The organism is Delftia sp. WY8, from assembly GCF_018437695.1.
In the GTDB taxonomy this organism is placed as follows: Bacteria; Pseudomonadota; Gammaproteobacteria; order Burkholderiales; family Burkholderiaceae_C; genus Comamonas; species Comamonas tsuruhatensis.
The window spans coordinates 3,407,501-3,430,847 of the sequence record NZ_CP049795.1 but is presented as its reverse complement, the minus strand read 5'-3'; the positions used below and the strand labels follow the sequence as shown (position 1 = coordinate 3,430,847).

At 67.3% G+C, this 23,347-nt stretch carries 21 protein-coding genes (1 of these 21 only partly in view); 16 read left to right on the top strand and 5 right to left on the bottom strand.

The window, feature by feature from the left end; genetic code table 11:
• Positions 1–73 precede the first annotated feature (73 nt).
• From G4D77_RS15835 to sigJ, 3 genes are all read left to right on the top strand, one after another.
• Positions 74–616, top strand: a complete 543-nt coding sequence (locus tag G4D77_RS15835; protein WP_016447217.1) for a GNAT family N-acetyltransferase — start codon at positions 74–76, stop codon at positions 614–616.
• Between the two features lie 112 nt (positions 617–728).
• The gene (locus G4D77_RS15830) at positions 729–1,229 is read left to right on the top strand and encodes an NUDIX hydrolase (RefSeq protein ID WP_017407282.1); all 501 of its coding nucleotides are present in this window, start codon (positions 729–731) and stop codon (positions 1,227–1,229) included.
• A 70-nt stretch (positions 1,230–1,299) separates the two neighbouring features.
• Complete coding sequence (gene sigJ / locus G4D77_RS15825) at positions 1,300–2,223, top strand: RNA polymerase sigma factor SigJ (RefSeq protein WP_016447215.1); 924 nt, start codon at positions 1,300–1,302, stop codon at positions 2,221–2,223.
• On the opposite strand, the gene G4D77_RS15820 is transcribed toward sigJ, so the two are convergent.
• The 3 genes from G4D77_RS15820 to fur form a co-directional block, all read right to left on the bottom strand.
• Positions 2,224–3,438 carry a DUF1501 domain-containing protein gene (locus tag G4D77_RS15820; protein WP_017407283.1) on the bottom strand — a complete coding sequence of 405 codons (1,215 nt, stop codon included), beginning with the start codon at positions 3,436–3,438 and terminating at the stop codon, positions 2,224–2,226.
• Positions 3,439–3,454: 16 nt separating this feature from the next.
• Positions 3,455–5,032, bottom strand: coding sequence for a DUF1800 domain-containing protein (locus G4D77_RS15815; RefSeq protein WP_154836294.1), 1,578 nt, complete (start codon positions 5,030–5,032; stop codon positions 3,455–3,457).
• 143 nt (positions 5,033–5,175) lie between these two features.
• Positions 5,176–5,601 carry a ferric iron uptake transcriptional regulator gene (gene fur / locus G4D77_RS15810; RefSeq protein ID WP_013804774.1) on the bottom strand — a complete coding sequence of 142 codons (426 nt, stop codon included), beginning with the start codon at positions 5,599–5,601 and terminating at the stop codon, positions 5,176–5,178.
• Positions 5,602–5,757: 156 nt separating this feature from the next.
• On the opposite strand from fur, the gene G4D77_RS15805 reads away from it, so the two are divergent.
• The 4 genes from G4D77_RS15805 to G4D77_RS15790 all read left to right on the top strand — a co-directional run bounded on the left by G4D77_RS15805 (position 5,758) and on the right by G4D77_RS15790 (position 8,533).
• Positions 5,758–6,306 carry an outer membrane protein assembly factor BamE gene (locus G4D77_RS15805; protein ID WP_016447212.1) on the top strand — a complete coding sequence of 183 codons (549 nt, stop codon included), beginning with the start codon at positions 5,758–5,760 and terminating at the stop codon, positions 6,304–6,306.
• Positions 6,307–6,430: 124 nt separating this feature from the next.
• Positions 6,431–7,267, top strand: coding sequence for a 4-hydroxy-tetrahydrodipicolinate reductase (gene dapB, locus G4D77_RS15800; RefSeq protein WP_016454221.1), 837 nt, complete (start codon positions 6,431–6,433; stop codon positions 7,265–7,267).
• Positions 7,268–7,297: 30 nt separating this feature from the next.
• Positions 7,298–8,029: a MotA/TolQ/ExbB proton channel family protein gene (locus tag G4D77_RS15795; RefSeq protein ID WP_213757687.1), complete on the top strand. Its 732-nt coding sequence runs from the start codon at positions 7,298–7,300 to the stop codon at positions 8,027–8,029.
• A 24-nt stretch (positions 8,030–8,053) separates the two neighbouring features.
• Positions 8,054–8,533 carry an ExbD/TolR family protein gene (locus tag G4D77_RS15790; protein WP_016447209.1) on the top strand — a complete coding sequence of 160 codons (480 nt, stop codon included), beginning with the start codon at positions 8,054–8,056 and terminating at the stop codon, positions 8,531–8,533.
• A gap of 51 nt (positions 8,534–8,584) precedes the next feature.
• On the opposite strand, the gene G4D77_RS15785 is transcribed toward G4D77_RS15790, so the two are convergent.
• Positions 8,585–9,799: a mechanosensitive ion channel family protein gene (locus G4D77_RS15785; RefSeq protein ID WP_213757988.1), complete on the bottom strand. Its 1,215-nt coding sequence runs from the start codon at positions 9,797–9,799 to the stop codon at positions 8,585–8,587.
• Positions 9,800–10,150: 351 nt separating this feature from the next.
• On the opposite strand from G4D77_RS15785, the gene leuS reads away from it, so the two are divergent.
• The 3 genes from leuS to holA all read left to right on the top strand — a co-directional run bounded on the left by leuS (position 10,151) and on the right by holA (position 14,608).
• Positions 10,151–12,886: a leucine--tRNA ligase gene (leuS, locus tag G4D77_RS15780; protein WP_154836292.1), complete on the top strand. Its 2,736-nt coding sequence runs from the start codon at positions 10,151–10,153 to the stop codon at positions 12,884–12,886.
• 157 nt (positions 12,887–13,043) lie between these two features.
• On the top strand, positions 13,044–13,550 hold the full coding sequence (locus tag G4D77_RS15775; protein WP_016447206.1) for an LPS-assembly lipoprotein LptE: 507 nt from the start codon (positions 13,044–13,046) through the stop codon (positions 13,548–13,550).
• 5 nt (positions 13,551–13,555) lie between these two features.
• A complete protein-coding gene (gene holA, locus G4D77_RS15770) occupies positions 13,556–14,608 on the top strand; it encodes a DNA polymerase III subunit delta (RefSeq protein WP_016447205.1) in 1,053 nt (350 codons plus the stop codon).
• A 10-nt stretch (positions 14,609–14,618) separates the two neighbouring features.
• On the opposite strand, the gene G4D77_RS15765 is transcribed toward holA, so the two are convergent.
• On the bottom strand, positions 14,619–14,921 hold the full coding sequence (locus G4D77_RS15765; RefSeq protein WP_016454224.1) for a hypothetical protein: 303 nt from the start codon (positions 14,919–14,921) through the stop codon (positions 14,619–14,621).
• Positions 14,922–15,099: 178 nt separating this feature from the next.
• On the opposite strand from G4D77_RS15765, the gene G4D77_RS15760 reads away from it, so the two are divergent.
• The 6 genes from G4D77_RS15760 to G4D77_RS15735 all read left to right on the top strand — a co-directional run.
• The gene (locus tag G4D77_RS15760) at positions 15,100–16,380 is read left to right on the top strand and encodes a glutamate-5-semialdehyde dehydrogenase (protein WP_016454225.1); all 1,281 of its coding nucleotides are present in this window, start codon (positions 15,100–15,102) and stop codon (positions 16,378–16,380) included.
• Positions 16,381–16,439: 59 nt separating this feature from the next.
• Positions 16,440–17,897, top strand: coding sequence for a Trk system potassium transporter TrkA (gene trkA / locus G4D77_RS15755; RefSeq protein ID WP_016447202.1), 1,458 nt, complete (start codon positions 16,440–16,442; stop codon positions 17,895–17,897).
• Between the two features lie 9 nt (positions 17,898–17,906).
• The gene (locus G4D77_RS15750; RefSeq protein WP_016447201.1) at positions 17,907–19,373 is read left to right on the top strand and encodes a TrkH family potassium uptake protein; all 1,467 of its coding nucleotides are present in this window, start codon (positions 17,907–17,909) and stop codon (positions 19,371–19,373) included.
• An 81-nt stretch (positions 19,374–19,454) separates the two neighbouring features.
• Complete coding sequence (gshA, locus tag G4D77_RS15745; RefSeq protein WP_012207794.1) at positions 19,455–20,750, top strand: glutamate--cysteine ligase; 1,296 nt, start codon at positions 19,455–19,457, stop codon at positions 20,748–20,750.
• A 97-nt stretch (positions 20,751–20,847) separates the two neighbouring features.
• Positions 20,848–22,716: a potassium transporter Kup gene (locus G4D77_RS15740; RefSeq protein WP_026062036.1), complete on the top strand. Its 1,869-nt coding sequence runs from the start codon at positions 20,848–20,850 to the stop codon at positions 22,714–22,716.
• 50 nt (positions 22,717–22,766) lie between these two features.
• On the top strand, positions 22,767–23,347 hold the 5' end (the start) of the coding sequence (locus G4D77_RS15735) for a benzoate/H(+) symporter BenE family transporter (protein WP_154836291.1). The gene runs 601 nt beyond the window's last position; only the first 581 of its 1,182 coding nucleotides appear in the window; its start codon is at positions 22,767–22,769; its stop codon lies beyond the right edge, outside the window.

Below are 23,347 nucleotides of genomic sequence, written 5' to 3'. Positions count from 1 at the left end.
CGGCAGGGTGCGCCGGGGCTTGGGCAATCGCTTACCCTGGGCGGCCTGTCTCCGGCACCTGCCTGTCCTGCCCATGTCTTGTTCGCCTTCTCCATCCTCTTCCTTGCCTGCCGCTGACCGCTTCCATGTCCGCGCACTGACCGCCGCCGACCTGCCCGGTCTGCTGGACATCCAGCGGGCCTGCTATGGCGAGGACTATGCCGAGAGCGGCGAGGTCTTTGCGCGGCGCCTGGCCGGCACGGCCCATTGCTCGCTGGCACTGGAGCAGGGCGGCCGGGTGCGCGCCTATCTCGCGGCCTACCGCAGCCTCATGGCCAAGATCACGCCGCTGCACGGTGACTTCGAGGCCGTCGAGCAGGCCGACACCCTCTACCTGCACGACATGGCCGTGCACCCCGAGGCCGCAGGCCAGGGCCTGGCCCGTGCGCTGCTGGCGCCGCTGTGGGAGCGGGCGCGCGCTGAGGGCCTGCGCCACACGGCCCTGGTGTCGGTACAGGGCTCGCGCGGCTACTGGGAGCGCCATGGCTATGCCGTGCAGGCGTTGACCGATCCGCTGCAGCAGCAGCGCCTGATGAGCTACGGCGACGGTGCGCTGTACATGGCCCGGCCGCTGTAGGGCGGCGCTACAGGGCGCTACAGGGTGCTACAGGGCGCCGTGTCGCGTGGTGGTCTGCAAGGCGCGGTGATGGGGTTTTTGGCCGGGGACGGGCCGGCCGCCTCTGGTCATAATGCGCGCCATGCCCGATCGCTGGAAACCCAATGTCACTGTGGCGGCCATCATTGAGCGCGATGGCCGTTTTCTGCTGGTGGAAGAAGACACGGCCGATGGCGTGCGCTACAACACCCCCGCCGGCCATCTCGACCCTGCCGAGTCGCCCATCACCGCCTGTGTGCGCGAGGTCGATGAGGAGACGGCGCACGACTTCGTGCCCACGGCCCTGGTCGGCGTCTACCTGAACCGCTTCGTGCGCACGCGCACCGGCTCCGACATCACCTATCTGCGCTTTGCCTTCACGGGCGAGCTGGGTGACTTCCGGGCCGGCCAGCCGCTGGACGACGGCATCATCCGCACGGTCTGGATGACGCTGGACGAACTCAAGGCCTGCACCGCCCAGCACCGCAGTCCGCTGGTGATGCAAAGCATAGAGGACTACCTGGCCGGCCGCCGCTACCCGCTGGAGCTGATCCACACCGATCCCAGCGTGCTGCAGGCTCCGCAGCCCCACTGAGTCACCAAGGCACCGAGCACCATGCCGGCCCTGTCTGTCACACAACGCCACGCTCCCGCGTCTTGATGGCATGCAGACCTCCTCCGCCACCGACGATCCCCTGGCCCTGTTCGAGCGCCACCGCCCGCGCCTGTTCGGCCTGGCCTACCGCATGCTCGGCCAGCGTGCCGATGCCGAGGACCTGGTCCAGGAGGCCTGGCTGCGCTGGCATGGCGCCGAGCGCGCCGGCATAGAGCAGCCCGAGGCCTGGCTGGTCTCCGTGACCACGCGCCTGGCCATAGACCGGCTGCGCCGCCTGCGCGCCGAGCGCGAGCACTACCAGGGCTTCTGGCTGCCCGAGCCCCTGGTCCAGCCCTGGGCCGAGGAGTCCGCCCCCTCGGCCGAAGACCTGCTGGAGCGTGCCCACGACGTGTCCACGGCGCTGATGTTCGTGCTCGAGCAGCTCACGCCCGACGAGCGCGCCGCCTTTTTGCTGCGCGAGGTCTTCGATGCCGACTATGCCGAGGTGGCCCAGGCCCTGGGCCGCAGCGAGGCCGCCTGCCGCCAGCTCGTGCACCGCGCCCGCAGCCATGTGCAGGCCGGCCGCCCGCGCTTTGCGGCGCCGCCCGAGGCCCATGCCGCGCTGCTGCAGCGCTTTGCGCAGGCCGTGCAGGGTGGGGACTTTGCGCAGATCCAGGCGCTGTTCGCGCCCGATGCCGAACTCATCAGCGACGGCGGCGGCAAGGTGCCCTCGTTCGGCCGCGTGCTGGAGACCGGCCGGCGCCTGGCCCTGCTGTACTTCGCCACCACGCGCCGCATGCGGCGCAACGGCCAGCGCCAGACCCTGCACCTGGCGCGCATCAACGGCCTGCCGGGCCTGCTGCGCTGCATCGACGGCGAGCTGGAATCCGTGCAGACGCTGCTGGTCGAAGACGGCCTGATCCGCCGCATCTACACGCTGCGCAATCCCGACAAGCTGTCCGGCGTGCCAGTGCCGCCGCAGGCGCTGCCGTAGTCAGACGAGTTGCAGGTCGCGGGGCGTCGCGCCTTCGAAGACACGCTGCAGCTGGGCGGGGCTCAGTCCATACATGCGCTGGAACAGGCCGCCCAGCACGGCGCGGTACTCGTTGAGCACGGGATGGTCGCGGTTCTGGAACAGGTTTTTCTGGTTGACCTCGACCTGCTCTCCCACGATGCGACCGCCCGCGCGCGCGGAAAGCCCGCCGCCCAGCAGCCAGTAGGTCGTGCCGTGGCCGTGGTCCGTGCCCTTGTTGCCGTTCTCGCGGAAGGTGCGGCCGAATTCGCTGATCACCACCACCACCGTATGGCGCCAGGCCTCGGGACCTATCTCCTGGGCAAAACCGGCCAGGCCCCGGCCCAGCTCGTCCAGCCGTCCGGCCAGCGCGCCTGTGGCGCCGCCCTGGGCCACATGCGTGTCCCAGCCGCCTACATCGACGAAGCCCAGGTCGAAGCGCTCGCGCATCAGGGCCGCCATGCGCTGCGCCACCAGCGCAAAGCCCCGCGCGCTGATGGCGTCGCGCCCGGCCTGGTCCATCTCTTCCTGCACGCTGCGCTGCACCGCATCGCGCACGGCAAAGCCCTCCTGCACGGCCGTGCCCAGGGCAGTGCCTGCGTACATGGCGGCAATGGCCTGGCTGCGTCTATCGTCCAGCCCGCCCTTGCCCACGGACGCCAGGGCCATGTTGGCGGACGGCAGGCTGCCACGCAGCAGCAGTGGCAACTGGGGCGTGAACGACATGGGCGACACCGGGCCCCGCCCGTCCTGCCCCAGCACCTGGGCCAGCCGGTTCAGAAAGCCCGACTGGTAGCTGCGGCGCCCGTCCAGGCCCTGGCCCAGTTCGATGGAGTCCTGTGTCTCGAAATGGCTGCGCGACAGGTCGTGCGTGCCTGCAAAGGGCACGAAGCAGGCCTGGCCGGCCTGGAACAGCGGATGGATGCTGTCCTCCAGCATCGGGTGCAGGCCCCAGCGGCCATCCAGCGCCAGCGCGCCGCCGGCCTCGCCGGGACGGGGGATGGCAATGCTGGGACGGGCCTCGTAGTAGAAGTCGCTGTGCGTGGGCACCAGCAGACTGTTGCAGTCATAGGCACCGCGCAGAAACACCAGCAGCAGGCGCGGCGTGGCTGGCTGGAGGGCGGCCGCCTGCAGCCGGCCCAGGTGGGCGGCAAAGGGCAGGGCCGATGCCATGGTCAGGAAGTGGCGTCGCTGCATGGAAAGTCTCCGGGGTTCAGCGGAACATCATCTCGGGTGCGGACAGGAAGTAGGTATTCCAGTCCGCCGGATTGCGGGCCTGGGCCAGTGCCGCCTGCGTGGCCTGGCTCCACTGGGGCAGGCGCTGGCGCACGCTGGCCCGTTCCGACAGCATGGGGTAGGGCGGCTTCTCCAGCGCCTCCTTGGGGTCGGCGCGAAACAGCACGGCGCTGCGCGTGGCGATCTGGCGCGCCACCTCGAAGCGTGCCGCCATCTGGCCCGAACTGGCCCAGTCGGACTGCATCTGCGGATAGCCGTCCGGCGTCTCATGCGCGTAGAGGTTCTGGCCCAGCCGGTTGATCCAGCCCAGCACGGGCGCCACGTCGGCCGCCACGCGCTGGTCCACTGACAGCCGCGTGGCGGCCAGCACGTAGTGCAGCGGATCGCGGAACTTGCGGCCAAAGCGTGCGGCCTCCGGATCGGTCAGCAGCGCCGCCACGGTGGCTGCGATGTCGCCCCGGCTGCGCGTGAAGGCCTGTGCCGTGCGCTGCACCAGGGCCGGCGGCGGATCGTCGGCAATGAAGAACACCGCCAGCTTGTGCGCGATGAACTGCGCCGTGGCCGGCGCGGCGACGATGCGGTCCAGCGCCTCCTGGACCTCGGCCATGCCGCGTGCGTTCAGGGGCTGGCCCAGGAAGGTCTTGGCTCCGTAGTCGTGTCGGTTGGGATTGAACTCGAAGAATCCCGAGCGCAGGTAGTCGCCCTGGCGCCCGGCGCGCATGCGCGGCGGCGGCGTGCCGGCCGGCTGCAGATTGATGCCCACGCCTGTCAGGATGCGCGCCATCTCCTGCACGTCGGCCTGGGTGTAGCCGCTGCCCACGCCCATGGTGTGCAGCTCCAGCAGCTCGCGCGCGTAGTTTTCGTTGATGCGGCCCGCCGCATTGCTGGCGTTGTCCAGGTAGCGCAGCATGGCCGGGTGGCGCAGCGAGGCCTCCAGCAGGCTGCGGAAACTGCCCAGCGCATGCGGGCGTATGGCCTGCTCCTCGTAGTCGCCCACCCAGGCGCGGATATCGGCCTTGCGCAGGCTGACGCTGAAATGGTTCATCCAGAACCAGGTCATCTGCTCTTGCAGCTGTGCCGGCGAGTACAGCGCGCGGATCACGAAGCGCTTCTGGGCATCGCTGCCCAGCTGGTTCAGCGTGCGCTGGTAGGCCTGCTGCCGCGCGGCCTTTTCATCGGCCGATGCGGCTTCCTGCACGGCCTTGCGCTGGTCGCCCAGCTCCAGCAGCACCTGGTCCATGGGGCGCTGGCTGATGCCCAGCCCATCAATGCGCTGCTGCGCCTGCGCAGGCAGCGGCTGAGGCCCCGGCTGCAGTTGCCGTGCCAGCCAGGCCTTGAGGCCCAGGCGCTGCAGCTGCGCATCCTCGCTGTCGGTGGCGCCCCAGGTGACGCGGTCCAGCCATTGCTGGCGCTGCGCGGCGGTGAGCGGTGCCTCGGCCACTCCCTGCAGCGCGGCCGCTGCGGACGACGGCGGGGCCTGCAAGGGCGCACAGCCTGTGGCCAGGACGATGGCGGAGAAAGTGAGAGCGATGGCGAACGGCGAAGTGCGGCGCATGGTGTCTCGGTGGGTAGGGGGCATCCATTGGACGCCAGCATCCTCCACCCATGTGCTTCGCCCTGTAAAGCGCCGGTAGCAAAAAGTAAAAGGCAAAAAAAAGCGGAGTGCTCCACACTCCGCTTTTTCTGAGGGACCCGGCCTTATTTGCTGGGCCGGCTCGCGCATTCAGCGCACTGTCCGTACAGGGCCATCGAATGGTCCTGGATCACCCAGCCCTTGGCCTTGGCGATCAGGTTCTGGCGCTTTTCGATATCGGGATCGTAGAACTCCTCGACCTTGCCGCAGCTGGTGCAGACAAAGTGGTCGTGGTGCTGGCCTTCATTGAGCTCGTAGACGGCCTTGCCGCTCTCGAAATTGCTGCGGATGAGGATGCCTGCCTGCTCGAACTGCGTGAGCACGCGGTAGACCGTGGCCAGGCCGATGTCCGAACGCTCGTCCAGCAGCACGCGGAACACGTCTTCGGCCGTCATGTGGCGTTGCGCACCCGTCTGGAAGATCTCCAGGATCTTCAGGCGGGGCAGCGTGGCCTTCAGGCCGGTACTCTTGAGTTCGTCGATGTTCTTCATGTCTGGGTCTTTGGCAGAGACTGCCCGCTGGGCTGCCACCACGGCAGGTGCGGGACGGCGAACAAAATGGCCCTGGTGCCAGGGGCGTCGCATGATCGCAAGCCCCAGGGACCAGCCGCTACAATGATCCACGATCATATCCCTATGCTGATACCAATGCATGTTCAAGCCCGTTGCCGCGCCAGTGCGGCCCTGATGCTGTTGATCGGGGTGGCGCTGGCAGGCTGCAGCAGCCTCGATGGCGCCGCGCACCGAGTCGCCAATGTCGTCACTCCCTACAAGGTCGAGGTCGTCCAAGGCAACTTCGTCTCCCGCGAACAGGTCGAGGCCCTGCAGCCCGGCATGAGCCGCCAGCAGGTGCGTGACATCCTCGGCACGCCGCTGGTCACCAGCGTATTCCACGCCGACCGCTGGGAATATGTGTTCACCATCAAGCGTCCCGGCGTCGATTCCCAGGTGCGCAAGCTGACCGTCTTCTTCAACGGCGACCTGTTCGCCCGCTCCGAAGGCGACGAGATGCCCACCGAGGCCGAATTCGTCGCCAGCCTGGGCTCCAAGAAGAAGCTGGGCAAGATTCCTCAGCTGGAAGCCAGCGAGGAGCAACTGTCCAAGTTCCCCGCTGCCAAGCCGGTCGAAGAGCCCGTGGCCGCCGAGCCGCCGCCCGCGGCGGCCAGCTATCCGCCACTGGAGCCCGGCGCCCGCTGATATCGCCGCCCGCGCGCCGCAAGGCATGCGGGCGTTTTTCCGTGGATGGCGGCTGCCGCGGTGCCTGCCGTGCGCCCGGGCAGTCCACTTTCCACGCATTGAGCCTTTGCATCTCTTTCCCGACATGAACGCCACGACCGCCACTTCCTCCAGCAACAACCAGCGCCTGCGCGTGGCCGTGGCCGGCGCCTCCGGCCGCATGGGCCGCATGCTGATCGAGGCCATCGCGCAAAGCGATGACCTTGCGCTGACCGCCGCGCTGGACCGTCCCGACAGCCCTGCGCTGGGCACCGATCCCTCGGCCTTCCTGGGCCTGGCCAGCGGCATCGTCATCGAAAGCGATGTGCGCGCCGCGCTTTCCAAGGCCGACTGCCTGATCGACTTCACGCGCCCCGAGGGCACGTTGGAGCACCTGGCCATCTGCGCCGAACTGGGCGTCAGGCTGGTCATCGGCACCACGGGCTTCAGCGACGAGCAAAAGGCGCGCATCGCCGAATACGCCCAGCGCACGGCCGTGGTGCTGTCGCCCAACATGAGCGTGGGCGTGAACGTGACCTTCAAGCTGCTGGAGATGGCGGCCAAGGCCCTGTCCAGCGGCTACGACATCGAGATCGTCGAGGCCCACCACCGCCACAAGGTGGATGCGCCTTCGGGCACCGCCCTCAAGATGGGCGAGGTCATCGCCGAAGCCCAGGGCACGAAGCTGGCCGACCGCGCCGTCTACGAGCGCTTCGGCCACACCGGTGCGCGCGAGGACAACACCATCGGCTTTGCCACCGTGCGCGGTGGCGACATCATCGGCGACCACACGGTGCTGTTTGCGGGCACGGGCGAGCGCATCGAGATCTCGCACAAGTCCAGCAGCCGTGCCGGCTATGCCCAGGGCAGCCTGCGTGCCGCGCGCTTCCTGGCGGACAAGACCAGCGGCCAGTACGACATGTACGCCGTATTGGGCCTGTGACGAGGCTCGCAGCACGGGCAAGGTAAGACCATGAGCGGTCCACTCTGGCTCTGGTGGCAGCAAGGCGATGCCGTCGCGCGCGGCACGGCGCTGCTGCTGCTGGCGCTGTCGGTGGCCAGTTGGGTGGTCATCGTCTGGAAGGTCTGGTTCATGGCCGCCAGCCGGCGCCGCGTTCCCCAGGCCATTGCGGCCTTCTGGAGCGCGCCGGACCTGGCCTCGGGCCAGGCCCGCATGGGCGAGGGGGATCGCCAGCAACTGGTGGCACCCATGGCCGAGGCCGTGACACAGGCGCTGGCGCCCATGGGCAGCGGCCTGGCGCTTGCGGGACGCGCGGCGCATTCCGTCCGCCTGACGCGGGGGCTTCGCCAGGCGCTGCAATCGGCCAGCCACCAGCTGCAATGGGGCCAGACCCTGTTGGCCACGGTGGGCGCCACGGCGCCCTTTGTCGGCCTGCTGGGCACCGTCTGGGGCATTCACCACGCGCTGGCCACGCTGGCGGGCAGCGGGCAGATCGGCATCGAACAACTGGCCGGCCCGGTGGGCGAGGCCCTGGTGATGACGGCGGCCGGACTGGCCGTGGCCCTGCCGGCCGTGCTGGCCTACAACCTGCTGGGCCGGGCTGCGGCCCAGATGGAGGCCCTGCTGGAAGGCTTTGCCCATGACCTGCAGGCCATGTTCGGCACCCAGCCGGCGGAGCAGGCGCAGCACGATGACGGCATGGCCGTCGCCGGCCTGCCGGCCGGCCCCATGGAAGCGCCCTGACGGGGCGGCTCGCCAGGAGCGCACATGGCCTTTGGACGACTGAGCGGCAAGGAAAGCTCCTCCCAGCCCATGCACGCCATCAACGTCACCCCGCTGGTGGATGTGATGCTGGTGCTCGTCGTTATCTTCATCCTCGCGGCACCCATGCTGGCCGCCTCGCTGCGCGTGCAATTGCCCCAGGCCCAGGGCACCCAGCCCATGGCCGCCGCGGGCGAGGACGATGCGCTGCTGCTGGAGGTCGATGCGAAGGGCGCGCTCTGGATGCAGGGCCAGCCCGCCACGGCGGATGCGCTGCGTGAGCGTCTCGCTCAGCTCGGCGCGCGCAACCCCCAGGCAGAACTGCAACTGCGTGCCGACCAGGCCGTGCCCTATGGCCGCGTGGCCGAACTCATGGGCTGGGCCCACGCGGCAGGGCTGACGCGCATAGGCTTCGTGGCCGAGCCGGCGCGAAACCAGGATGGAAAACCCGCAGCCGTCCTGGGTCCCACCGGCGCCGGGCGCTGAAGCGATCAGGCGCTCAAGCGCTCAAGCGCCGCCGGGCCTGCGCCCGCGAACCTAATCCTGTCCTTCGGGCCAGCGCTCGTTGCCCGCCAGCCGCAGATGCTGGCCATGGTCCGAGGAGCGCTGGTACAGACTGAGCCCGAACAGCGGCAGCATGCCGATCAGGTGATCGAAGATCGCGCCCTGTATGGCCTCGTACTCCACCCAGACCGTGGTGCTGGTGTAGCAAAACAGCTCCAGCGGCACCCCCATGGGAGAAGGCTCCATGGTGCGCACCAGCAGGAACATGTTCGGTGTCTTGTGGATGTGCGGATGGCGCAGCAGGTAGGCGTATGCATAGGCCTTGAACGCGGCCAGATTGCTCAGATGCTGCGCTGCCATCTCGCTGCCCGCCGGCGCATCGGCCATGCGCAGGCCGCCATCACTGCTCCAATAGTCCTTGAGGGGCTCAAGCAATGACAATTTCTGCCGCTGCTCTGCCGTCAGCAGGCGGATGGTGTGGGCGTCTATGTGCAGCGAGCGGCGGATGCGGCGCCCGCCCGACTCGAACATGCCGCGCCAGTTCTTGTAGCTGTCGCTCATCAGCCGCCAGGTCGGAATGGTGGTGATGGTCTTGTCCCAGTTCTGCACCTTGACCGTGTGCAGCGCGATGTCGATCACGAAGCCGTCGGCGCCGACCTGGGGCATCTCGATCCAGTCGCCCACGCGCAGCATGTCGTTGGAGCCCAGCTGCACGCCGGCCACGAAGGACATGATGGTGTCCTTGAAGATCAGCATCAGCACGGCCGAGGCCGCGCCCAGGCCGGACAGCAGCAGCAGCGGCGAGCGGTCCACCAGGGTGGCGACGATGAGCACGATGGCGATCAGGAACACCAGCAGCTTGCCCAGCTGCACATAGCTCTTGATCGAGTGCGCCTGCGTGGCCTTGCGCTCTTCCTTGAGGTCGTGCGCCTCGTTCATGGCATTGAGCAGGGCGCTGACCACGCGGGCCACGTGGTAGATGGTGCAGGCGATGGCCAGGTTCAGGATCAGGGTGGCCCACTGCGGCTGCAGCTGCGGTATGGCCTGCACGCCGGACTGCATGACCAGCGAAGGCACGGCCTTGGCCAGCCGCTGCAGCACGCTGTCGTGCAGCAGCACCTGGGCCCACTCCATCTCCACCAGCGTGCTGCGCATGCGCGGCAGCACGCGCAACAGCAGCCATTGCACGACAAAACCCGCGGAGCGGGCCAGCAGCACCAGCGCGCACAGCGCAGCCAGGGCCTGCATGACGGGATCCCAGCCGGAAATCAAAGACCAGTTCAGCAAGAGAAAACTCCAGGGCGCGGAAAAACCTGCCGCGCGATAGCGGCATGCCCGGGATGTCCGTATCCGTTCCTGCGCAAGTCCGGGCTGGCGATGGCGGAACGTCTGCGGCGCACTGCCACAGAGGGTGCCAAGCATACGCAGCGCGGCTTTTCCCCGCGCGGCGGCCGGGCAACCGGGTGCCGATGGCGCAGTACCGCCTGCGGGCTTGTGGGCTGCTTGCGGCACCGGCGGGCCGGGGCCCTAAAATCGTCGGTTGATTCCGGCCATCCGGCTCGTCCGGCCACCTTGTCCGGCCCTTGGGGCCGCAGCACCATGCAAGAGAAATACAACCACATCGACGTTGAGCGCGCAGCGCAAGACCACTGGTCCGCCCGCGACGCCTACCGCGTGACCGAAGACCAGGCCAAGCCCAAGTTCTACGCCTGCTCCATGCTGCCCTACCCCAGCGGCAAGCTGCACATGGGCCATGTGCGCAACTACACCATCAACGACATGCTGGCGCGCCAGCTGCGCATGAAGGGCTACAACGTCCTCATGCCCATGGGCTGGGATGCCTTCGGCCTGCCGGCCGAGAACGCGGCGCTCAAGAACAAGGTGCCGCCTGCGCAGTGGACCTACGACAACATCGCCTACATGAAAAAGCAGATGCAGGCGATGGGTCTGGCCATCGACTGGAGCCGCGAAGTGGCCACCTGCGATCCCGACTACTACAAGTGGAACCAGTGGCTGTTCCTGCAGATGCTGGAAAAGGGCATTGCCTACCGCAAGACCCAGATCGTGAACTGGGACCCGGTGGACCAGACCGTGCTGGCCAACGAGCAGGTCATCGACGGCCGCGGCTGGCGCACGGGCGCGCCGGTCGAAAAGCGCGAAATCCCCGGCTACTACCTGAAGATCACCGACTACGCCCAGGAGCTGCTGGACCATGTCCAGGTGGGTGGCGACAAGGCCACGCTGACCGGCTGGCCTGAAAAAGTCCGCCTGATGCAGGAAAACTGGATCGGCAAGAGCTCCGGCGTGCGCTTTGCGTTCACCCACGACATCCGTGGCGCCGACGGCCAGCCCATCCAGGACGGCCGCCTGTACGTGTTCACCACGCGTGCCGACACCATCATGGGCGTGACCTTCTGCGCCGTGGCGCCCGAGCACCCGCTGGCCCAGCATGCCGCGGCATCGCAGCCCAAGCTCGCGGCCTTCATCGAAGAATGCAAGAAGGGCGGCACCACCGAGGCCGAACTCGCGCTCAAGGAAAAGGAAGGCCTGCCCACGGGCCTGTTCGTCACCCATCCGCTGACGGGGGCCCAGGTCGAGGTCTGGGTCGGCAACTACGTGCTCATGAGCTACGGCGACGGCGCCGTCATGGGCGTGCCCGCGCATGACGAGCGCGACTTCGCCTTTGCGAAGAAGTACGGCATCGCCATCCGCCAGGTCATCGCGGTCGAGGGCGAGACCTTCAGCACCGAGGCATGGGCCGACTGGTACGGCGACAAGCAGCGCGCTGTCTGCATCGAATCCGGCGAACTCGACGGCCTGCCCCATGGGGCTGCCGTGGACAAGGTGGCCGAACTGCTGGCCGCCAAGGGCCTTGGCGAGAAGAAAACCACCTGGCGCCTGCGCGACTGGGGCGTGAGCCGCCAGCGCTACTGGGGCACGCCGATTCCCATCATCCACTGCGAGGACTGCGGCGCCCAGCCCGTGCCTGCCAAGGACCTGCCCGTGGTCCTGCCCCAGGACCTGGTGCCCGATGGCTCGGGCAACCCCCTGGTCAAGAGCGAAGCCTTCCACGCCGGCGTGGTCTGCCCCTGCTGCGGCAAGAGCGCGCGCCGCGAGACCGACACCATGGACACCTTCGTGGACTCGTCCTGGTACTTCATGCGCTATTGCGACGCCAGGAACAGCGAGCAGATGGTGGGCAAGGGCACGGACTACTGGATGCGGGACCAGCATGCCGCCACCGGCGGCAGCGGCATGGACCAGTACATCGGCGGCATCGAGCACGCCATCCTGCACCTGCTGTACGCGCGCTTCTGGACCAAGGTCATGCGCGACCTGGGCCTGGTCAAGGTCGATGAGCCCTTCACCAAGCTGCTGACCCAGGGCATGGTGCTCAACCACATCTACAGCCGCCGCACGGCCAAGGGTGCCAAGGAGTACTTCTGGCCCAAGGATGTCGAGCATGTGTTCGACGAGACCGGCAAGATCGTGGGCGCCAGGCTCAAGGCCGAGGTGGACAGCGCCGACGGCCTGCTGCCCGTGGGCACGGACATCGACTACGAGGGCGTGGGCACCATGTCCAAGTCCAAGAACAACGGCATCGATCCGCAGGAGCTGATCGAGAAGTACGGCGCCGACACCGCGCGCCTGTACACCATGTTCACCGCGCCGCCCGAGCTGACGCTGGAGTGGAACGATGCCGCCGTCGAAGGCAGCTACCGCTTCCTGCGCCGCGTCTACAACTTCGGCGCCAAACTGTCGCAGATGGACATGGCCGGCGCCGTGCAGAGCGTGGCCGGCGCCAAGTCTCTGGACGACGTGGCATTCGGCAAGGCCGCCAAGGCGCTGCGCCTGGAGATCCACACCGTGCTCAAGCAGGTGGAGTACGACTACCAGCGCATGCAGTACAACACCGTGGTCTCGGGCGCCATGAAGATGATCAACGCGCTGGAGGACTTCAAGTCCCACGACGACGCGGGCGCCCAGGTGGCGCTGATCGAAGGCTTCGGCATCCTGCTGCGCGTGCTCTACCCGGCAACGCCCCACCTGGCCCATGTGCTGTGGAGCGAACTGGGCTACGCCGCCCACCTGGGCGATGTGCTGGACGCGCCCTGGCCCCAGGTCGATCCCCTGGCCCTGGTGCAGGACGAGATCTCTCTGGTGCTGCAGGTCAATGGCAAGCTGCGCGGGGCCATCCTCGTGTCCTCGACGGCCGACAAGGCCGAGATCGAGCGCATTGCCCTGGCCAACGAGGAATGCCAGAAGTTCACCAATGGCGCGGCGCCCAAGAAGGTGATCGTGGTGCCGGGCCGCCTGGTCAACGTCGTGGTCTAGGCCATGGCATGCCCCCTGAGGCGCTGCGCGCCTTCCCCCTCTCGCTTCGCGGGGGGGACGACACCCTCGCTGCGGGGCGGCCCTTGCTCGGTGTCCCTCGCTTTGGGCGCGACCGTTGCAAGGGCTGTGAGTGGCGCAAGCGCCTTGGAGAACTGATATGCAAAAACGTACCCTGCTCACCGCCCTGGCCCTGGCTCCGCTGCTGGGGGCCTGCGGCTTTCGCCTGCGGGGGGTGCCGACCTTCGTGTTCCGCTCGCTCTACATCCAGGCGGGCCGGGGCTCTCCGGTGGCGCGGGAGCTGTCGCGCAACCTGGCCAGTGCCAGCGACAAGCTGACCGTGCTGCGCGATCCGGCATCGCCCGACGATGCGGATGCGATCTTCCAGATCATCAGCGAGCGGCAGGAGCGGGTCATCGTCGGCATGAACGCGCTGGGCCAGGTGCGCGAGCTGCAGCTGCGCCTGCGCGTGCGCTTCAAGCTGCGCACGCCCAATGGAGACGAGCCGATCCCCGAGACCGAGATCCTGCAGCAGCGCGACGTGACGTACAACGAAACCAATGCGCTGTCCAAGGAGGCCGAGGAGGCCATGCTCTACAAGGACATGCGTACCGACATCGTCCAGCAGTTGCTGCGCCGCTTGTCGGCCGTCAAGAGCCTGACCTGAGCCCCATGCAGCTTGCCCTGAACCAGCTCGGCGGCCATCTGGCCAAGGGATTGCGCTCGCTCTACGTGCTGCACGGCGACGAGCCGCTGCAGCAGCAGGAGGCTGCCGACGCCATCCGTGCCGCCGCGCGCGCCGCGGGCTACACCGAGCGCAGCAGCTACACCGTGGCCGGCGCCCATTTCGACTGGAGTGCCGTGCTGGCGGCCGGTGGTTCGCTGTCGCTGTTTGCCGATCGGCAGATCATCGAGATCCGCATTCCCTCGGGCAAGCCCGGCAAGGACGGCGGCGCCGCGCTGCAGCAGATCGCCGAGGCGGCGCGCGGCAATGACAGCACGCTCACCCTGGTCATGCTGCCGCGCCTGGACAAGGCCACCAGGACCGGCGCCTGGTTCAGCGCGCTGGAAGCCCAGGGCATGACGCTGCAGATTGATCCCATAGAGCGCGGCCAGCTGCCGGCCTGGATTGCCCAGCGCCTGGCAGCCCAGGGCCAGCGCGTGGCACCCGGCGAGGAAGGCCAGCGCACACTGCAGTTCTTTGCCGACCGCGTCGAGGGCAACCTGCTGGCCGCACACCAGGAGATCCAGAAACTGGCCCTGCTGCACCCCGCCGGCGAGCTGAGCCAGGCGCAGGTGGAGCAGGCAGTGCTCAATGTGGCGCGCTACGACGTGTTCAAGCTGTCCGAGGCCGTGCTGTCCGGCCAGTTGGCGCGCGTTTCGCGCATGCTCGACGGCCTGCAGGCCGAGGGCACGGCCGAGGTGCTGGTGCACTGGACCCTGGCCGAGGACATCCGCTCCATCTGCCGCGTCAAGGACGCCATGGCCGCAGGTCAGCCCCTGCCCATGGCCCTGCGCGCCCAGCGCGTCTGGGGCGTCAAGGAGCGTTTGTTCGAGCGCCTGCTGCCGCGCATCACCGACGCCCAGGCCGCGCGCCTGCTGCAATCGGCCCACGCGGTGGACGGCATCGTCAAGGGCCTGGCCTTCGAGGGCTGGCCCCGCGACGGCTGGCAGGCCCTGCGCCGCCTGGCCATGGACCTGGCCCAGGCCGGCGCCAAGGGCTGACGTACCGTTCCTAGCGCGTCTTTTCCAGCTGCGCCTGGGCCTTGGTGGCCCAGGTCTCGAGGTTGTCCAGCAGGTCCTTCTGGCTGAAGGAGCAGCTTTCCTCGCTGAACAGCGCGCTGGATTCCAATCGGTCCAGCAGATTGAGCAGCACTTCGCCGTAGCGCGGCGGCAGGGCCTGCAGCAACTCCGAGGAAGCCCTGGCCTGCTGCCCGAGCACGGCGGCCGGCAGCTGCTGCTGTGCCAGTTGGGCGAAGCCCGCGCGCAACTGTGCGAGCTGCTGGGCGGCGAGAAGAGTGTCGTGGCTGGTGGACATGGCGGGAAAACCTCTGCGTACTGGGCAGCAGTGTAGGGTGGCCGCGACATCCTGCCGGCCGCCGGAACGCGGGGTTTGCCCTCTGGTGGCCGTGCGAGGACGCATCCCAGCCGCATGTTGGCGCGGGGCATGCCCGCTCTCGGTGCGCAAATGGGCGCAACTCGGCGAGAATCTCGGAATGAACGCGCTCAATATCGTCGAATACACCCACAACCTGGGCGTTCAGGCCAAAGTGGCCTCCGCCCAGATGGCCCGAGCCTCGGCTGCCGTCAAAAGCCGCGCCCTGCTGGCGCTGGCGCGCCTGCTGCGGGAGAACGTGGAGCCGTTGCAGACCGACAACGCCCGTGACCTCGACCGCGCCGTGGCCAACGGCCTGTCCGCTCCCATGGTGGACCGCCTGCGCCTGACGCCCAAGGTGCTGGAAACCTGTGCCCAGGGATGTGAGCAGCTGGCCTCCATGGCCGATGTGATCGGCGAGATCATCGGCATGAAGCAAATGCCCAGCGGCATCCGCGTAGGCCAGATGCGTGTGCCGATCGGCGTGTTCGGCATGATCTACGAAAGCCGCCCCAACGTGACCATCGAGGCGGCCAGCCTCAGCATCAAGAGCGGCAACGCCTGCATCCTGCGCGGCGGCTCCGAGGCCATCGACTCCAACAAGGCGCTGGCTGCCCTCGTCGCCAGGGCGCTGGCCGAAGCCGGCCTGCCCGAGCACGGCGTGCAACTGGTGCAGACCACGGACCGCGAGGCCGTGGGCCAGCTCATCGCCATGCCCGACTATGTGGACGTCATCATCCCGCGCGGCGGCAAGGGCCTGATCGAGCGCATCAGCCGCGAGGCCAAGGTGCCCGTCATCAAGCACCTGGACGGCAATTGCCACACCTATGTCGATGATCCCTGCGACATCGCCATGGCCGTCAAGGTGGCCGACAACGCCAAGACCAACAAATACAGCCCCTGCAATGCCAGTGAAAGCCTGCTGGTGGCGCGCGGCGTGGCCGCCGAATTCCTGCCGAAGATCGGCGCCATCTACGCCGCCAAGGGCGTGGAGATGCGCGGCTGCCCCGAATCGCTGGCCATCCTGAAGTCTGTGGCCGGCGCTCAACTGGCCGAGGCCACCGAGCAGGACTGGAGCGAGGAATACCTGGCGCCCATCATCAGCGTCAAGATCGTGTCCGGCGTGGACGAGGCCATCGCCCACATCAACCGCTACTCCAGCCACCACACGGACGCCATCCTGACGCGCGACCATATGCACGCCCAGCGCTTTCTGCGCGAAGTGGACTCGGCCAGCGTCATGGTCAATGCCAGCACGCGCTTTGCCGATGGCTTCGAGTACGGCCTGGGCGCGGAAATCGGCATCAGCACCGACAAGTTCCATGCGCGCGGTCCTGTGGGCATCGAAGGTCTGACCTCGCTCAAATACGTGGTGCTGGGTGAAGGCGAAGTCCGCACCTGACCGAGCCGTGCTGCGCGCCGGAATGCCCCGCGCCGGCACCGCAGCACTGCAATGAATCCATGAAAATCATCATTCTTGGCGCCGGCCGTGTGGGCTACAGCGTGGCAGAAAGCCTGGTGTCCGAACGCAACGACATCACGGTGATCGACACCGACGCACGGCGCCTACGCGAGCTGGAGTCGCGCTTCGACCTGCGTGGCGTCGTGGGCAGCGGCATCGATCCCCATGTGCTGGCCGAGGCTGGCGCCAAGGACACGGACCTGCTGATCGCCTGCGCCGCGCTCGACGAAACCAACCTTGTGTGCTGCAAGCTGGCCCAGGTCCTGTTCGAGATTCCCACACGCATCGCGCGCGTGCGCTCCTCGGGCTTTGGCGAGGACGAGGCGCTGCTGGGCAAGGAAGGCTTTGGCGTCGACCGCATCATCTGCCCCGAGGAATCGCTGACCAACTACATCAGCAAGCTCATCGAGTTTCCCGAAGCCATGCAGGTGCGTGCCTTCGCGGGCGGGCGGGCCGCACTGGCCTCGGTGCGCGCGCGCGACGGCGCCCCCGCCGTCGGCAAGCGCATCGGCGAGCTGCGGGACTGCATGCCCGAGCTGGCCATGCGCATCGTGGCCATCTACCGGCGTTTCCTGGACGAGCCCGACCGCTTCGTCCGCTGCGACGGCAACACGCGCATCGAGCCCGGCGACGAGGTCTTCATCCTGGCCGCACGCGAGCATGTGGCCGAGGTGCTGCGTGCCATCCACCAGCCTGCCGGCCGGCCTTCGCGCCCGGTCTACCGCATCATGGTCGCCGGCGGTGACCAGGTCAGCCAGCGCCTGGCGCTGCAGCTGTCGCGCGTGCCGGGCCGCTTCCACATCAAGATCATCGAGCCCGACGAGCAGCGCTGCCAGGACCTGGCCTCGCTGCTGCCGGCCGAGGTGCTGGTGCTGCACGGCGATGCCACCGACGAGGACCTGCTGGCCGATGAAAGCGTGGAGGACGTGGACCTGTTCCTGGCCCTGACCGACGACGATGAGAACAACATCATGGCCAGCCTGCTGGGCAAACGCATGGGCGCGCGGCGCGTGCTGTCGCTGATCACGCGGCGTGCCTACGCCGACCTGATGCACGGCACGCAGATCGACATTGCGCTGTCGCCGGCCCAGGCCATGCTTGGCGAACTGCTGGCCTATGTGCGCCGCGGCGACGTGCAGGCCGTGCACAGCCTGCGCCGGGGCGTGGCCGAGGCGCTGGAGATCGTGGCGCGCGGCGACCGCAAAAGCTCGCGCGTGGTCGGCCGCAAGGTCGAGGACCTGCGCGTGCCCGAGGATGCCCACATCGGCCTCATCGTGCGCGGCATACCCGAAGGCGTGCCGGCCGACGAAATCGCGGCCGGTGCCGAGCCCGAGGTCATCATCCCGCGCAGCACCACCGTGATCGAGAGCGGCGACCACGTGATCTTCTTCCTGCCCCACAAGCGGCTGGTACGGGACGTGGAGAACCTGTTTCGCGTCAGCGCCACCTTCTTCTGAGCCGACACCATGCGCGACCTGTTACCCGTCCTGCGCGTGCTTGGCATGCTCATGGTCATGTTTGCGCTGTCCATGCTGCTGCCCTTTGCAGTGTCCTGGTTCACCGACGACGGCATCTGGCGCATCTACCCCTGGGCCATCGGCATCACGGCGGCGGCGGGGCTGTCGCTGTGGATAGGCCTGGACCACTTCCGGCGCGAGCTGCAGCCGCGCCACGGCGTCATCCTCGTCACCCTGGTCTGGGTGGTTTTGCCGCTGTGCGCCATGCTGCCCCTGGTGCTGGGCATGGGCCATGTGGGGCTGAGCATCAGCTTCACCCATGCCTATTTCGAGGCCGTCTCGGGCCTGACGACCACCGGCGCCACCGTGCTCACGGGGCTGGATGCGCTGCCCGTGTCCATCAATGTCTGGCGCACCTTCCTGCAATGGTTGGGCGGCATGGGCATCCTGATCCTGGCCGTGGCCATCCTGCCCCTGCTGGGCGTGGGGGGCGCCCAGCTGTTCCGTGCCGAAGCCGCTGGTCCCATCAAGGACACCAAGCTGACGCCGCGCGTGACCGAGACCGCCAAGGGCCTGTGGGGCGTGTACGGCGTGTTCTCGCTGGCCTGTCTGCTGGCCTTCTGGGCGGCAGGCATGTCGCCGCTGGATGCGCTGATGCACATGTTCGCCACCGTCAGCCTCGGTGGCCTGTCCTCGCATGACACCAGCTTTGCGTATTTCGACTCGCCGTTGATCGAACTGACCGCCCTGGTCTTCATGCTGCTGGCCAGCTGCAACTTCGCGCTGTACTTCGTGGCCATGCGCAAGGGCCGCTGGGACGGCTTCTGGCGCGATCCGGAAATGCGCGCCACGCTGGCCGTGCTGCTGGGAGGCGGGCTGATCGTGGCGCTGCTGCTATGGGCCAAGGGCGTGTACGGGCCTGTGGAGGCCCTGCGCTACGGTCTCTTCCATGTGGTCTCGGTGGCCACGACGACCGGCTTCACCACGGTGGACTACCTGACCTGGCCCGTCTTTGCGCCCGTGCTCATGCTGCTGATGTCGGGTGTGGCCACCAGTGCGGGCTCCACGGGCGGCGGCATCAAGATGGTGCGCATGCTCATCCTGCTCAAGCAGGCGCGGCGTGAACTCACGCGGCTCGCGCATCCGCGCGCCTTGCAGCCCGTGCGGCTGGGCACCGGCGTGGTGGACAACCGCATGATCTTCTCGGTGCTGGCCTTCATGCTGGTCTATGGCGCCACCGTGATCACACTCAGCATGGTGCTGCTGCTCACCGACCTGGACCCGGTGACCGCCTTCTCCGCCGTGCTGGCCAGCGTGCACTGCATGGGGCCGGGCCTGGGCGCGGTGGGCCCGTCCTCCAACTATGCTGTGCTCACCGAATTCCAGACCTGGGTCTGCACCCTGGCCATGCTGCTGGGACGCCTGGAAATCCTCAGCTTCATGGCCTTGCTTTCGCCGGCTTTCTGGCGCCGCTGACGCTGCAAAGACTGGGGAAAACACCTAGACCATGGTCCAATCTCTACAATTGCCCCCCACCGTCGTACCCAGAGGGTCTTTATGGTTCCACATCTCATCACGGCCCTGACCGGCCCGATCAACGAGCTTGAGCAGCGCATCCTCGACTCCATGCCGGCGATCGAGCGCTGGTTCCGGCTCGAATGGATGGAACACACGCCGCCTTTCTATTGCTCGGTGGACATCCGCAACGCCGGTTTCAAGCTCGCACCCGTGGACACCAACCTCTTCCCCGGGGGCTGGAACAACCTGACCGACGAAATGCTGCCGCTGGCCGTACAGGCGGCCATGGCGGCGATCGAGAAGATCTGCCCCGAAGCGCGCAATCTGCTCATCATTCCCGAGAACCACACGCGCAACACGCACTACCTGGCCAACGTGGTGCAGCTCAAGCGCATCTTCAACATGGCCGGTCTGAACGTGCGCATCGGCTCCATCAGCCCCGATGTGAAGAAGACCACCACCGTCACCCTGCCGCATGGCGACACGGTGACGCTGGAGCCGGTGATCCGCAGCAAGCGCCGCATCGGTCTCAAGGATTTCGATCCCTGCACCATCTTGCTCAACAACGACCTGTCGTCCGGCGTCCCGGGCATCGTCGAGGAGCTGTACGAGCAATACCTGCTGCCCCCCCTGCATGCAGGCTGGAGCGTGCGCCGCAAGAGCCGCCATTTCCAGAGCTATGAGGAAGTGGCCAAGCGCTTCGGCAAGCTGCTGGGCATCGATCCCTGGCTGATCAACCCGCTGTTCGGGCGCAGCGAAGGCATCGACTTCGCCAATGGCGTGGGCATGGAAGGCCTGGCCGAACAGGTCGATGTGTTGCTGGCCAAGGTGCGCCGCAAGTACAAGGAGTACGGCATCAAGGAAAAGCCGTTTGCCATCGTCAAGGCCGACAACGGCACCTATGGCATGGGCGTGATGACCGTGCGCGATGCCAAGGAGCTGGCCGAGCTGCCGCGCAAGAGCCGCAACAAGATGGGCATGATCAAGGACGGCCAGACCGTGCACGACGTGATCATCCAGGAAGGCGTGCTCACCCAGGAGCGCATGAACAACGCCGTGGCCGAGCCCGTGGTCTACATGATGGACCGCTACGTGGTCGGCGGCTTCTACCGCATGCACCCCGAGCGCGATGTGGACGAAAACCTCAACGCGCCCGGAGCCGGCTTCGTGCCGCTGGCCTTCCAGCACAGCACCCAGCTGCCCCAGATAGGCGCGCGCCCGGGTGCCAGCATGCCCAACCGCTTCTACATGTATGGCGTGGTGGCCCGGGTCGCCATGCTGGCGGCCAGCTATGAGCTGGAGGCGACCAACCCCAACGCGGAAATCTACGACTGATCGGGGTGCTGTCCGATGCGCTCGTCATCAGGACAGCGGACAATGCCGGCATTTCAATTGACTGAAGCCATCTCCCCACGGGATGGCGCATAGACCTGTGCAGAAAACCAAATCTTCGTTGGCCGCGCTCACCCTGGGCGCCATCGGCGTGGTCTATGGCGATATCGGCACCAGCGTGCTGTATTCGGTCAAGGAGGTCTTCGGCTCCGGCCATGTGCCGTTCACCCAGGAGAACATCTACGGCGTTCTGTCGCTGCTGTTCTGGACCCTGACGGTCATCGTCTCGCTCAAGTACGTGGTCCTGGTGCTGCGTGCCGACAACAACGGCGAAGGCGGCCTGGTCGCCATGCTGGCCCTGGCCTCGCAGACCGTCAAGGACAAGCCCCGCCTGCGCAACGTGCTGCTGCTCATCGGCATCTTCGGCACTTCGCTGTTCTATGGTGATGGCGTGATCACGCCGGCCATCTCCGTGCTCTCGGCCGTCGAAGGCCTGGAAGTGGTCTCTCCGCACTTCACCAAGGCCGTGATCCCGCTGACCCTGGTGATCCTCTTCCTGCTTTTCTGGTTCCAGAAGCACGGCACGGCGGGGATCGGTCGGTTTTTCGGCCCCATCACCCTGGTCTGGTTTGCCACCATCGCAGCGCTGGGCGTGCACCAGATCGCGGGCCATCCCGAAATCCTGGCGGCCATCAGCCCGCACTTCGCAGTGCGCTTCATCTGGGACAACCCCGGCACCAGTTTCATCATCCTGGGCGCCGTCGTGCTGTGCGTGACCGGGGCGGAGGCGCTTTACGCCGACCTGGGCCACTTCGGCAAGAAGCCCATCCGCCTGGCCTGGTTCTCGGTCGCCATGCCGGCGCTGACGCTGAATTATTTCGGCCAGGGTGCGCTGCTGCTGGCCAACCCGGCCGCCGTGAAGAATCCCTTCTACATGATGGCCCCGGCCTGGGCGCTGCTGCCCCTGGTGCTGATGGCCACCATGGCCACGGTCATCGCTTCGCAGGCCCTGATCACGGGCGCCTTCAGCGTCACGCGCCAGGTCATACAGCTGGGCTATCTGCCGCGCCTGGAAGTGCGCCACACCAGCGTGCGCGAGACCGGCCAGATCTACATGCCCTTGGTCAACTGGAGCCTGTTCGTGGCGATTGCGCTGGCCGTGGTGCTGTTCCGCTCCAGCGGCAACCTGGCGGCCGCCTACGGCATTGCGGTCACGCTGGACATGCTGATCACCACCACGCTGACCTTCTTCGTGATCCGCTACCGCTGGAACTACCCGCTGGCCCTGTGCATCGCGGCCACCGGATTCTTTTTCCTGGTGGACCTGGCCTTCTTCTCGTCCAACCTGCTCAAGCTGTTCGACGGCGGCTGGTTCCCGCTGCTGATCGGCGGCACGGTGTTCTCGCTGATGATGACCTGGCGCAAGGGCCGCGAGCTGCTGCACGAAAAGCTGCAGGCCGATGCCATCGACCTCAAGAGCTTCCTCGAATCGGTCTGGCGCCATCCGCCGGCGCGCGTGACGGGCACGGCCGTCTTTCTTTCCGGCGAACCGGGCACCGTACCCAACGCCCTGCTGCACAACCTCAAGCACAACAAGGTGCTGCACAACCAGAACATCTTCGTCACGGTGCGCAACCATGAAATTCCCTGGGTGGGCCTGGACAAGCGCACCGAGATCGAGGCGCTGGGCAGCGACTGCTGGCAGGTCATCATCAACTACGGCTTCAAGAACGAACCGGACGTGCCGGCGGCACTGTCCCTGCTGCGTCCCCGGGGCTGCCAGCTCGACGCCATGGAGACCAGCTACTTCCTGTCGCGCGATGTCATCATCCCGCGCATCAGCCACCGCATGGCGCCCTGGCGCGAAAAGCTGTTTGCCCAGATGCACCGCAACGCCAGCCGTGTCTCCGACTTCCTGCACCTGCCCAGCAACTCCGTGGTGGAGCTGGGCTCCAAGATCGAGCTGTAGGCGTCGCCAGCGCATCGCACGGTCGGCGGCTGTGGTGACAGAATCGCGCGATGCGCTTTTTCCGTGACTTGAGTCCCTCTGCCTTCGCAGCCGGCTTCGTGGCCGTGCTCGTGGGCTTCACCAGCTCGGTGGCCCTGGTCTTTCAGGCCGCCCAGGCCTTCCATGCCACGCCCGAGCAGATCACGTCCTGGATCTGGGCGCTGGGACTGGGCATGGGCCTGTGCTCTCTGCTGCCCTCGCTGATACTGCGCATGCCGGTCATGGTCGCCTGGTCCACGCCAGGCGCAGCCGTCCTTGCCACGGCAGGGCTTGCGGGGGGCTTTTCCATGGGCGAGGCCGTTGGCGCCTTCATCATCAGCGCGGGGCTGATCATCCTGGTGGGAGCCACAGGCTGGTTCGAGCGCGTCATGAACCGCATCCCCATGGAAATCGCTGCCGCCCTCCTGGCGGGCGTACTGGCCAACTTCGGCATGCAGGCCTTTGCCGCCGCCAGGGATGCGCTGCCCCTGGTGCTGGTCATGCTGCTGACCTATCTGCTGTCGCGCCGCCTGGCACCGCGCTATGCGGTCATCGCCACGCTGGTGGCCTCCATCGCCTGGGTGGCGCTCAACGGGCAAATGCAATGGTCCGC